Source organism: Heyndrickxia sp. FSL W8-0423 (genome assembly GCF_038009395.1).
GTDB classification, from domain to species: domain Bacteria; phylum Bacillota; class Bacilli; order Bacillales; family Bacillaceae_C; genus Heyndrickxia; species Heyndrickxia sporothermodurans.
Window position 1 is genome coordinate 1856004 of the sequence record NZ_JBBPBE010000001.1, and the last position, 12972, is coordinate 1868975.

The window sequence follows — 12972 nt, forward strand, 5'->3', positions numbered from 1 at the left end:
AAATGCCAAGTACCAAAACGGTACCTGACACTTTGTTCAGTATTTAACAAGATTCAGTTTTTAACAGGTTGCTGGCTATTATGGGTTTTTCTTTGTTTGTTTGTTGATGCCTTTGCTGTAGTATACGGCTACTAATAGGATTAGCCATATTGGTCCAACGACCAAGGCGATCCATGTGTCTTCTGAGAAGGCCATTAATACGATTACGAGTACTAGAAATGCGAGTGCAATGTAGTTGCCGTATGGCCAAAATGGTGCTTTAAATTTGATATTCGCACGTTCTTCCGGAGACATATTTTTTCTGAATTTAAGTTGAGAAAGTAAAATCATTGCCCATGTCCACACAGCACCGAATGTAGAAATACTTGTAACCCAGGCAAATACTTTTTCTGGTACTAAATAATTAAGAATGACCCCGATTAATAAAGCTGCGGCTGAAAGGATAATCGCTAAGGACGGTACGCCGCCTTTATTTACTTTTTTCAACGATGCCGGTGCTTGATTTTGTTCGGCTAAATTAAATAACATACGGCCTGTACTAAAAATCCCGCTATTACAACTAGAAAGTGCGGCTGTAAGCACTACAAAGTTGATGATTCCTGCTGCTTGACGAATCCCGATTTTTTCAAATGTCATAACAAATGGACTACCGGCTGTGCCAATTTCATTCCACGGATAAATGGACATGATGACAAATAATGCACCAACATAGAAAATAAGGATACGCCAGAAAACAGTATTTACAGCTCTTGAAATCGTTTTTTCCGGATTCTTCGCTTCACCGGCTGTTACTCCAAGCATTTCAATGCCGAGGTAAGCAAACATAACCATTTGCATCGATAATAAAATGCCTTTCATTCCATTCGGAGCAAAACCACCATGACTCCATAGATTGCTAATTCCGGTGGCAACGCCACCATTTCCAAACCCGAATATAATAATTAATAGACCAATAATGATCATCGCAATAATCGCTACAATTTTAATTAAAGCAAACCAAAATTCAAATTCTCCATACGCTTTAACAGTGATTAAATTAACAAGTGTCATAATTACAAGTGCAGCTAATGCCCAAATCCATTTAGGTACATTTGGGAACCATAAGTGCATATATACGCCTACAGCTGTAATTTCAGCCATACATGTAACAACCCATAAAAACCAATAATTCCATCCAGTGATGTAACCAGCAAGTGGTCCTAGATAATCCTTTGCATAGCGGCTAAAAGATCCTGCAACCGGGTTTTGAATGGCCATTTCGCCAAGTGCTCGCATAATAACAAACATAATCGCACCAGCGACAACATAGGCAATCAATATAGCCGGTCCTGCTAGTTCAATTGTTTTTGCTGAGCCAAGAAATAATCCTACACCGATACAGGCACCTAATGACATTAATGTAATATGTCTTTCTTCAAGGCCACGCTGAAGTTCTTGGTTGTTCATTTGTTCCACCCCTTAAAATAGTGAAATTGCTCATTTTTTGTGTTGCTCTTTTAGCAATTAAAAATATTCCACAATATTATTTTTAATTTTGCGTTTTCAAGAGATTAATAGTTCCATTTATTCTGAAAAATCATTTTACAAATAAGAGTAGCCAATTTCACTGAATATTACTATGAAATTAGTTTACTACAATAGTTTTATTTTGACTACCGATTTGTAAACGTTTTCATCAAATAATTTGGAAGTTTTTTTAGTATATCATAAAATAAAAGAGTCTAAAGTTGTGCGAAAATCAAAAAATGAATATTTGGATTTGTGTAATTTCACAAAAGGTGAACTAAATATGGTAAAATTAATTATATTTATATTGTGAAAGGGAAGTTTGAAGTGAACCATTCTCAAAATTTTAAAGATTCCTTTGATTCTCTCGAAGGGTTGGCCGACCGTATTGGTGAAATATTGCAATGTCCGATTACAATAGAAGACTCAAATCATCGAATCATCGCGTACAGTACCCACGAAGAAAATGTCGATCCCGCAAGAATCGCTACTATTATAAGAAGAAAAGTACCGGATAATGTAATCCATACGCTGTGGAAAAATGGTGTAATGCCTAAACTATTCGAAAGTGACGAGCCGATTATCATACCTGCAATAGAAAAAGTTGGACTCGGAAACCGTATCGCTGTTTCCGTAAGAAAGAATAAAGAAGTTCTCGGCTTTATTTGGGCTCAAACAGATCATGAAAATTTCGGAGAGGAAAAGCTCCAACTTCTTAAGGAAGCAGCCAAGTTCGTGAAAAATCAACTTCTCCAGCACCAAATAAAGAAAAGGAAAGTGGAAGAGGATTATAATGAATTCTTTTGGAAACTACTAACAGGGCACTTCGAAAAGCTAAATGAAATAAAAAAGCATGCCGAAAGATTTAGGGTGAAGTTAGATGGCGGGTTAGTGATTGCCATTATTGATTTTGATCAGGAAGTCAATCAGCAAATAGAGAAGCATTCCTATTATTTAATAGAAACATTACAACATGTCGAGGTGATATGTCGGGTATTTGATCAAAATCAACTTATTCTATTACTTCGTTGCGAAACTGAAAAAACTTCTATTAATAGTACGAAACAATTTATCCAGCAGTTTATTGATAAAATAAAAGAACGACTGCAAATCGAACAGGTAAAAGGTTCCTCGGGATTATTTTATGAATCCCCATTACAAATAAATAAAAGTTATACTGAAGCTTTAAAAGTTTTGGAACTGAAGGCACATTTTCCAAAAGAATTAGAAAAAGTCATTTGTTATCATGAATTAGGGATCTATCAGTTTATCGAGGAGCTATTTCAAATTAGAGCTCGGGAACAATATCAAAATTATACGATTGAACGATTAAGAGCATATGATCGTAAACATCAAACGAATCTTTTACTAACACTTAAAACGTATTTAGAGTGTGATAATAATGTTCATGATGCGGCGAAGGTGTTGCATGTTCATACAAATACATTAAATTATCGACTAAAGCGAATTGTAGAAATTGCAGAAATCAATCTAAAAGATCCAAATCAAAAGCTTACGTTATATCTAGATTTAATTATGGAGAATATGAAGAGTGAGGATTTGTGATTTTTCACAAATGCCCACTCTTATTTTTTATATTATTCATAAAGCAATATGCAGAAAAAAGGAATATAATAGCATTGTAAGCGCATTACTGACTTATCATTAAGGAGATGTTATAGATGATTATCGGTGTTCCTAAGGAAATTAAAAATAATGAAAATCGTGTGGCAATGACTCCTGCTGGTGTCGTTCATTTATTAAATGCTGGACATAAAGTTATTATTGAAACAAACGCTGGATTAGGCAGTGGTTTTACGAACGAAGAATATAAACAAGCTGGTGCTGAAATTATTGAAAGCGCTTCAGATGTATGGACAAAAGCTGATATGATTATGAAGGTTAAAGAACCGCTTGCATCTGAGTACGGTTATTTCCGTAAAGGATTAATCTTATTCACATATCTTCACTTAGCTGCAGAACCTGAATTAACAAAAGCGTTGGTAGATAGTGAAGTGATTGCCATTGCATATGAAACAGTTACTGTAAATCGTACATTACCACTTCTTTCACCAATGAGTGAAGTAGCAGGCAGAATGGCAGCACAAGTCGGAGCTCAATTCCTTGAAAAGACACAAGGTGGTAAAGGAATTCTACTAAGTGGTGTACCTGGAGTAAAACGTGGCAAAGTAACGATTATTGGTGGCGGAATGGTTGGAACAAACGCTGCAAAAATCGCAGTCGGTCTAGGAGCGGATGTAACAATCATCGATTTAAATCCAGATCGTTTACGTCAATTAGAAGACATTTTTGGTACAAGTGTTCAAACATTAATGTCAAATCCATACAATATTGCTGAAGCTGTTAAAGAATCCGATTTAGTTATTGGATCAGTACTCATTCCTGGTGCAAAAGCTCCGAAATTAGTGACAGAAGAAATGGTTAAATCGATGCAACCTGGATCTGTTATTGTAGACGTTGCAATCGACCAAGGTGGAAACTTCGAAACAGTTGATCATATTACAACTCATGATGACCCAACTTATGTTAAACACGGTGTCGTTCATTATGCAGTAGCTAACATGCCTGGTGCAGTTCCACGTACAGCTACAATTGCCTTAACAAATGTAACGATTCCTTACGCTGTACAAATTGCATCAAAAGGTGTAGTTAAAGCAGTGAATGATAATCCTGCAATTAAAGCTGGTGTGAACGTAGCGAATGGCCATGTAACATTTGAAGCAGTAGCAAACGATCTTGGCTACAAATATGTAACAGTAGAAGAAGCAATTTCTAAAGAAGCAATCAATGCATAATTAATTGAAATGAACAAAGGTGTCAGGCACCACTTGTGGACATTTGTCCATTGCAGGTGCCTGACACCTTTGTTTTTGTTAAAAGGTAAGAAATTTTTGTATGTATAATGTTTCTAATAAATATCTGCTTTGTCTAGCTCCAGCGCCTAGCCCTCGAGGAACATTTGCTTGTCGGGGCTGATCAAGCGCTTTTCGCTTTTCTTATTTATTTTTTCCGAATTTTATTGAAACTTTTTTGGTGTTTATTAAGTCTTATTAATGTTATATAATGAAAAATATCTACAAAAAATTTACAAAATTGTTTAAGGAATATGGTAAGATGATTTCTGTTGTAAAAAGAAGATAATAAGAAAGGTTGCTTTTTTTGTGGAGAAAATAAAAAATCTTTTTGAGAGATTTATAGATAATCTAAGTGTTCGTACACTTTATTATTTGTTTATTTTGATCGTTCTCGTGTTATTATATGGTTTCCACGATATGAGTGCAGGACCATTTATATATGCAGAGTTTTAATGAATGGATGGGGGATATATGAAATTACTGGAATCAATTCAACAAGTTTCAATCGATTACCCGGATCGATATGCTTTTACTAATCAAAGCAAGTCTGTGACTTATAGAGATTTATGGCGTCAATCAGGTAATTTAGCCGCCTATATTCAGGAGAAGTCAGAACAAGTCCAATCGCCAGTCATTGTTTTTGGACATATGGCCCCTGAAATGATTATTTCATTTATAGGCAGTGTAAAGGCAGGTCATCCTTATATTCCGGTTGATCAGTCGATACCGAATGAAAGAATTAAAAAGATTATTGAAAGCTCAAAAGCTGAATTCTTTATTGCAACAGAGGAATTTGATAAAGAATCACTTGCTGAGTATCCTATAAAATATGTTAGTCAATCAGAGTTGAGTGATGTATTAATTAATGATCAAGATGCATGTACGGAAGACTGCTGGGTTAAGGAAGAGGATAGCTTTTATATTATTTATACATCTGGTAGTACAGGTAATCCAAAAGGTGTTCAGATTACAGCAAATAATTTGCAGAGCTATGTTGATTGGATGTTGTCTGACTTTTCCATTGAAAATAGGGGAGTCTTTATGAATCAAGCACCTTTCTCATTTGATTTGTCGGTGATGGACCTTTATCCGTCACTTAGTACTGGCGGAACATTATTCGCGGTGACAAAAGAAATGATTGCGAATCCAAAAGTGCTTTTTACCGAATTTCAGCAATCTAATATTGAGGTTTGGACTTCAACACCGTCATTTGCGCAAATGTGCTTAATGGAATCAACCTTCACTCAAGAAATGCTTCCTAAGCTTGAAGTATTTCTATTCTGTGGGGAAGTGCTGACAGCTGAGACAGCACGCCAGTTAAAAGAACGTTTTCCGCGTGCAAAGGTTTATAATTTGTATGGACCTACTGAAGCGACAGTAGCCATTACAATGGTTGAAGTTACTAGCGAGTTATTAGAAAACCATAGTGTATTACCGATTGGAAAATGCAAAGGAGATTCTCAACTTTATGTAGTCGATGAAGAGGGAAATGAGCTTCCAGATGGTGAAAAAGGTGAGATGATTATTGCGGGTCCAAGTGTAAGTAAAGGATATCTTGGAGAAAAAGAGCTAACCGATCGCGTGTTTTTTATGAAAAATGGAATGCGTGCCTATCGAACAGGTGATGTAGGACTTAAGAAAAATGGATTGTATTACTATCAAGGTCGTATAGATTTTCAAGTAAAGGTACATGGATACCGTATGGAATTAGAAGAAATTGAGTGTAACCTAGTAAAATCGCAATTTATTAAAGCATGTGTTGTTACTCCGGTTTATCGAGAGGATAAAATCGATTTCTTAACAGCGTATGTTGTCCCAAGCGATCATTCTTTTGAAAAAGAGTACCAATTAACGAGTGCGATTAAAAAGGAGCTTGCACAACTGTTGCCAGCCTATATGATTCCAAGGAAATTTATTTATTGTCAGCAGTTGCCAATGACAGCTAATGGCAAGGTTGATCGCAAAAAATTAACCGCAGAGGTTTTAGCATGATTCCTTATGAATCTTTTCTCTTTTTCTTTATTGTGGCATTTCTTCTATTACCAACGATTATTTTAGGCTTAAACGGAAAAGTGTCCAAAGCTTATAATATGGTGGTTACAGTTCTTTTATTAGCCATCATTTTCTCAAATAATTCGTTGGGCGCGGTCTCGCTTGTATTGTTTACGATTTGGCAGGTCATTCTTGTTAAAGGATATGCTGCTTATCGAAAACGAAATAATCGTACACTTGTATTTTGTTTAGCTTTTATTGCATCCATTTTGCCGTTAGTTTTAGTGAAAGTTTTCCCTCTTTTAGGGCTAAATCATCTATTTGGATTTCTAGGTATTTCCTATTTGACCTTTAAAGCAGTTCAAATGGTGATTGAAATTAGGGATGGAATAATTAAGAATGATATTCCTTTACTTGATTTTTTGTATTTTTTATTATTTTTCCCAACCATCTCTTCCGGTCCAATTGACCGTTATCGGAGATTTGAAAAAGATCGCTTGACTGTTCCTACTAAGGAGCAATACCGTGAGTTGTTGTATTTAGGTATTAATAAAATTTTTAAAGGATTTTTGTACAAATTTATTATCGCGTATTTAATTCATCGCGATGTAATCACTCATTTGTATCCTGGGGCAGGACCATTTATTGAATTACACCCATATTTAGGGAACATTTTGTACATGTATTCGTATAGTATGTACTTGTTCTTTGATTTTGCCGGATATAGTGCCTTTGCTATAGGAGTAAGTTATTTGATGGGAATTAAGACACCTGAAAACTTTAATCTCCCGTTCATTAGTCGAAACATAAAAGACTTTTGGAATCGTTGGCACATGACGTTATCATTTTGGTTCAGGGATTATGTGTACATGCGCTTTGTTCTTTGGATGACGAAGAAGAAGTGGATTAAAAACCGTTATACTGTTTCTAATTTAGGGTATCTTTTATTATTCCTCATCATGGGGCTATGGCATGGGATTGCTCCTCAATATATAGTATACGGATTGTACCAGGCATTTTTAATGGTCAGCTTCGATTTTTTTGATCGTTGGAATCGGAAAACAAAATTCTGGCCAAAAAATAAAGTTACGCATGTCGTATCAGTAGTTATTACATTCCATTTTATATGTTTTGGATTTTATATTTTTTCAGGATATTTATTTCACTAAAGGAGAATGAACAATGGATAAACAAGAATTATTTAACATTTTAGCAGAGGTTTGCCAAGAAGATGTTGTGAAGGAAAATCCGGATATTGATCTTTTTGAAGAAGGACTATTAGACTCTTTCGGAACCATTAATTTATTAGTTGAAATTGAAGGTCGACTTGGGATTACTGTTCCAATAACAGAATTTACACGTGAGGAGTGGAATACTCCGAATAATATTGCTGCGAAATTGGCTGAGATGGAATGAAAAAATATGCATTTGTTCCGATCATTATTGCAGTAGTACTTTTTTTAGTGTTTATCTTTTTTCCAAATAATTGGCTTAAGTCATTTATTTCGGATAAAAAAGTACAACGTGCTGCCACGGAACTAAATCCATTAATGTTTCAAGGCGATTACGTACAAAAGAAAATTCTTAAAGAAAAAAATTCCTTTCCTATTTACGGTTCTTCGGAATTGGCCCGATTTGACCCTTTTCATCCGTCAAATTATTTTGCGGCAAATAAAAAGGGGTTTACCCCCTTTTTATATGGAAGAGGTGGGATGCAATCGCTCATTCATTTCATGAATTTTGCTTCCCAAGCGGATCAATTAAAAGGGAAAAAGCTGGTATTTATTATTTCACCGCAATGGTTTCATGAGGAAGGGATCGATGATGCCCATTTTTCCCCTAATTACTCGAGACTACAAGCGTATGATTTAGTTTTCAATCAAAATATTGATTCGAAACTGAAAAAACTGGCGATGGCTCGATTGTTGACATTTAATACGGTGAATCGTGACCAAATCTTATCGACATTATATAAAGCTGAACTAAGTAATACTAAATCTTTACGATTCAAAGCAGACTGTGCAAGACCTATTGCCTATTTGAATTGGCGACTTCTACAGAAAAAGGATTTGTATTATTCATTGTTTGGAGGCTATCAAAGGAAAAGACATCAAAATCCTAAACTTGTAAAAAATAAGTCATGGGATGAATTGGTGATCTCAGCTGAAAAATACGGCCGCAAACGAGCGAAAAGCAATCCATTTAATATATCAGATAGTTATTATAAAAAGAAGATTGCACCAAAAATAAATGAGCTTAAAAACTACAAAAAGGGCACATCATTTGCTGAATCCAAAGAATATAAAGATTTTCAAATGGTGTTAGATCTTTTAAAAGAAAAAGGTGCAAAGCCGCTTTTTGTAACACTTCCAGTAAACGGGAAATGGTATGACTATACTGGTTTCCCGAAGGAAGGAAGGACTGCCTTTTACAAAAAGATTAAAAAGCAAGTAGAAGCAGCAGGTTTTCCAATTGCTGACTACTCCGGACATGAATATGACCCATATTTCCTCAAAGACACCATCCACATCGCGTGGAAAGGCTGGGTATACATGGACAAAGCAATGGAAAACCACTGGAAACAATAACCAAATAGGTGTCAGGCACCTCTTGTGGACAAATGTCCACAGACGGTGCCTGACACCTTATTTTGAATTAAAGATATTTATTTATTTCGTCGACTAGTACTTGTAGCGCGTTGCCTTGTTCTGATGTGGACATGGCGGTTTGGTATTTTTCTTTTTTGCTCATGACGAAATCTAAGCTGCTTACTAATGAATCATTTGTTAAATTTTCTTCCTCTAATGTCAATGAATAGCCTTTGTCTTCGAATGCTTTTGCATTTAAAATTTGATCGCCTCGGCTTTGTTGTTTCGTTAACGGGATGATGATCATCGGGATTTTCAATGCTAAAAATTCAAATATCGCATTCGAGCCGCCCCTCGTAATGACAATATCGGTTGCTGCTAAGATATCTGGTAATTCATCATTGATATATTCAAATTGCTTATACCCGGGAATATTCAAAAGCTTATTATCGATATTTCCCTTCCCGCATAAATGAACAATTTGATATTTTCCGATGAGTTGATTTAAAGATGATCTTACCGCCTCATTCACTTTTTTCGAACCTAAGCTACCACCCATAATCGTTAAAATGGGCTGATACGTATTGAAATCGAGAAAGTCTCTACCTTTTTCCCAAGAGCCATTTAAGATTTCCTTTCGAATAGGAGATCCAATGACCATTGTTTTTTGTTCCGGAAAGTATTTTTTCGTTTCTGCAAACGAGGTAAAAATCTTCGTTGCAAAACGTTGCGAAATTTTATTAGCCAAACCAGGCGTCATATCACTTTCATGAATGAAGATCGGAATTTTTAATGACTTTGCCGCGATAATGACGGGTACAGATACGAATCCGCCTTTTGAAAAAATAAGATTTGGCTTTAGCTTTTTTAAAATTCTCCTTGCTTGCAGACAACCTTTAAGAACTCTAAAAATATCTTTTACATTTTCGAAATCAATATATCTTCTTAGCTTACCGCTAGAAATCCCGTAATAAGGTATGTTAATTTGAGTGATTAAATCTTTCTCAATTCCTTTTTTTGATCCTATATAATGAATATCCCATTTAGAACGGTCCATTTCCTTAATGATGGCAATATTAGGTGTCACGTGACCTGCTGTTCCCCCACCTGTAAATACAATTTTCTTTTTAAACATAATTCCTCCTACAATACGTTAAAGATAATGACTTTATAAATTATATCTTATTTATCTCGTTTCATGATACTAATCCAGCTTTTTTTCTGAAAGGAATGCAAATATATCTCTTTTATCCAGAAGAATTTACCGTATTACCTCCTAGAAATTGGTTAAAATAACGGTACAACTCATCATTAGGAGATAAAAATGCAAACATCATGTAGAAAACACGATAAAAGAAAGATGAAAAAACGAAATTTATCTATTTTCATTATGGTTCTGCTTATAATTGGATTATTATATCATACGAATAGTTTTATGGATCATGGGATTCATCATTCTAAAGGGGAAATTCTTAATATACCTGTTGCATCTCCACAAACCCCGACTAGCCATCACATTGATCTCTATTTAAAAAACAATCATTTCAGTGGGACAGCTTTGATTGTGAAAGATGGAAAAATAGTTTTACACAAAGGTTACGGGTTAAGCAATCGTGCTAAAAAAAGTAATAATGGACCAAATACACAGTATTATATTGCTTCACTGACAAAAGCCTTTGTTTCTACAGCAATTATTCAGTTAGAAGAGCAGGGAAAGTTAACGAGCGAGGATCGTTTATCAAAATACTTTCCGGAATTCCCACATGCGAACGAGATAAAAATTAAACATTTGCTTTCGCAAACATCTGGTATTCCGCGCCGAAATGAGAATGGAGAGGAACTGACGAAGCACGAATTAATGAAAGATATTTCCCGCCATGCCAAAACCCTTCATTCGAAGCCCGGTGAAACGTGGGAATATACGGATTCGAACTATTCTATTCTAGGGGTTATTATTGAAAAGGTGTCGAGGATGTCACTTCATGAGTACATCACGAAGTTCATTTTTAACCCTTCAGGCATGGAACAATCCGGATTTGGTGACGCCGACAAAAATGATTCATACATATCCGCCGGCTATCAAAGGAGGTTCAATTTTATCTATTCCCCATCTAAGACGCACTTCTCTCAACTATTAGGCAGTGGGGATAGTTATTCGACCGCCTATGATCTGTACAAATTTGATCAAGCTTTGACAACGGGAAAACTAGTTTCACCATACAGTCTGAAAAAATTATTTACGCCTTATAAAAATAGTTATGGATATGGTTGGTATATTCATCAAAGAAATTACACTATACATGGACATATACCTGGATGGTCTGGCATTAACAGCATTTCAAAAGATGGGGAGGATTTTATCATCCTTCTGTCCAATTTACAAAGTTTATCAGAACTGAAAAAAATGTATGTAGAAATAGAAAAGGGTGTAAGTGCCATTTAAGACACTTACACCTCTTCTTCTGACTTAGAAGTAAGAACTTCTTTTTTCAAAAACCAGCATAATACAAATGCAATGATAGCAATTATGAATGAATACATATAAATATGTTGGAACGATTCAACAAAAAGTGTTTTTATTTTTGTGAACAGTTCAGGGGAGAGACCTTTCGGAATACCTCCAGCAACTAAACCATTCATATTTTCAGCCATACTTTTAGGTAGTTTTGCTCCTAACTCTCCTACTTTTGATGTAAGGGTTGACGATAGCATTGTCCCAAATATACTCACACCGATTGTCGCCCCAATTGATTGAAATAATGGTACTGTCGCCAAGGCGATTCCTTTATGCTCTTTTTCAACTGACTCTTGAACGATTAAATTATCTCCACCAAACATGACCCCTAAGCCAAGCCCTGTAATGACAAAGAAAATAATAATTTGGATAATCGTCGTGTGAATCGACATATGTGAAAATAAATAGAAGCCAATGATTGGCATAATAAAGGCAATCCCGAATAATTCACGATAACGTACTTTAGTAATTAAATATCCTGAAACCATTGCTGAGAGGATTGCTCCTACCATCATCGGAAGCGTTAAATATCCAGCTTCTGTCGGTGTGAGTCCTAACACATTTTGTGCGAAATACGGGAAGGAAGAGAACGATCCCATAAGCCCAATTCCCACTGCAAAAACAATGATAGACAACACTAAAATATTTCGATTTTTAAATAAGTGGAGCGGCACAATTGGTTCCTTGACTTTCGATTCCACCCAAATGAAAACGCCAAGCAGCATTACACCTAGACAAAGCAAACTAATAATAAATGGTGAACTCCATGTATACCCTTCATTTTCTATTAGTACAGGAGTGATCAATAATGAGATAATTGCAGATACTAACAAAGTTGCACCTGCCCAATCAATAATGACTTTTTTCTTTTCATTTCCTTCCTTTAATCCACATGCTAAAAGAACTGCAGCAAGTACTCCGACTGGAATATTCACAAAGAAAATCCAATGCCAGCTTATTTGGTCGACGAAAAATCCACCCATTAAAGGTCCTAATAACATCGGAATGAACATTATAGGTCCCATAAACCCTTGAACCTTTGCCCGTTGTTCGACCGGAAAAAGGTCACTAGAGATGGTCATCGCAAGTGGCATCAACCCGCCAGCTCCTAATCCTTGAATTCCGCGTCCAATCAATAGCATGGTCATCGATTGGGAAAGTCCGCAAACAATCGATCCCCCGATAAAAAAAGCCATAGAAGCTAAATAAATCTTCTTTCTCCCGACTAAATCGGCCAGCTTTCCTAAAATCGGCATAAATGCTGATAATGCCAGCATATAAACCCCGGCAACCCACCCATACATCGACAATCCACCAAGATCACGAATAATCGTAGGCATCGCCGTATTCACTACGGTCTCATCTAATTCGGAAAAAATTAACCCGATAACTAATCCAACCATAACGAGAATTTTATTGCTTTTATTTGTTAAAAGTTGGTTTTCATTCTTTAAAATGTTTTCCATCATATCTTTCCTTTCCTTGTTGAGTATTT

The 12972-nt window shown here is 35.8% G+C and carries 11 protein-coding genes; 8 read left to right on the plus strand and 3 right to left on the minus strand.

The features are described from left to right. Positions 1-78: 78 nt before the first annotated feature. Positions 79-1446 carry an amino acid permease gene (locus MKY81_RS09350; RefSeq protein ID WP_107919829.1) on the minus strand — a complete coding sequence of 456 codons (1368 nt, stop codon included), beginning with the start codon at positions 1444-1446 and terminating at the stop codon, positions 79-81. Positions 1447-1833: 387 nt separating this feature from the next. Between MKY81_RS09350 and MKY81_RS09355 the strand changes: the two genes are divergently transcribed. The 7 genes from MKY81_RS09355 (at position 1834) to dltD (ending at position 8962) form a co-directional block, all read left to right on the plus strand. Further along, positions 1834-3072, plus strand: coding sequence for a PucR family transcriptional regulator (locus tag MKY81_RS09355; RefSeq protein WP_108071289.1), 1239 nt, complete (start codon positions 1834-1836; stop codon positions 3070-3072). A 116-nt stretch (positions 3073-3188) separates the two neighbouring features. After that, positions 3189-4322, plus strand: a complete 1134-nt coding sequence (gene ald / locus MKY81_RS09360) for an alanine dehydrogenase (RefSeq protein WP_341117623.1) — start codon at positions 3189-3191, stop codon at positions 4320-4322. A 366-nt stretch (positions 4323-4688) separates the two neighbouring features. Next, positions 4689-4835, plus strand: a complete 147-nt coding sequence (gene dltX, locus MKY81_RS09365; protein WP_084347628.1) for a teichoic acid D-Ala incorporation-associated protein DltX — start codon at positions 4689-4691, stop codon at positions 4833-4835. An 18-nt stretch (positions 4836-4853) separates the two neighbouring features. Beyond that, a complete protein-coding gene (gene dltA / locus MKY81_RS09370; RefSeq protein WP_341117624.1) occupies positions 4854-6374 on the plus strand; it encodes a D-alanine--poly(phosphoribitol) ligase subunit DltA in 1521 nt (506 codons plus the stop codon). Continuing rightward, a complete protein-coding gene (dltB, locus tag MKY81_RS09375; protein WP_107919826.1) occupies positions 6371-7543 on the plus strand; it encodes a D-alanyl-lipoteichoic acid biosynthesis protein DltB in 1173 nt (390 codons plus the stop codon). Before dltA ends, dltB begins: the two co-directional genes overlap by 4 nt. 13 nt (positions 7544-7556) lie before the next feature. Beyond that, complete coding sequence (gene dltC, locus MKY81_RS09380) at positions 7557-7790, plus strand: D-alanine--poly(phosphoribitol) ligase subunit 2 (RefSeq protein WP_066231394.1); 234 nt, start codon at positions 7557-7559, stop codon at positions 7788-7790. Further along, on the plus strand, positions 7787-8962 hold the full coding sequence (gene dltD / locus MKY81_RS09385) for a D-alanyl-lipoteichoic acid biosynthesis protein DltD (protein WP_066231397.1): 1176 nt from the start codon (positions 7787-7789) through the stop codon (positions 8960-8962). Before dltC ends, dltD begins: the two co-directional genes overlap by 4 nt. A 67-nt stretch (positions 8963-9029) precedes the next feature. On the opposite strand, the gene MKY81_RS09390 is transcribed toward dltD, so the two are convergent. Further along, positions 9030-10097 (minus strand): undecaprenyldiphospho-muramoylpentapeptide beta-N-acetylglucosaminyltransferase, encoded by a 1068-nt coding sequence (locus tag MKY81_RS09390; protein WP_066231399.1) that lies wholly within the window; start codon positions 10095-10097, stop codon positions 9030-9032. Between the two features lie 189 nt (positions 10098-10286). Between MKY81_RS09390 and MKY81_RS09395 the strand changes: the two genes are divergently transcribed. After that, the gene (locus MKY81_RS09395; protein ID WP_341117625.1) at positions 10287-11405 is read left to right on the plus strand and encodes a serine hydrolase domain-containing protein; all 1119 of its coding nucleotides are present in this window, start codon (positions 10287-10289) and stop codon (positions 11403-11405) included. 5 nt (positions 11406-11410) lie between these two features. On the opposite strand, the gene MKY81_RS09400 is transcribed toward MKY81_RS09395, so the two are convergent. Then, the gene (locus MKY81_RS09400) at positions 11411-12946 is read right to left on the minus strand and encodes an MDR family MFS transporter (RefSeq protein WP_341117626.1); all 1536 of its coding nucleotides are present in this window, start codon (positions 12944-12946) and stop codon (positions 11411-11413) included. Between the last annotated feature and the right edge of the window lie 26 nt (positions 12947-12972).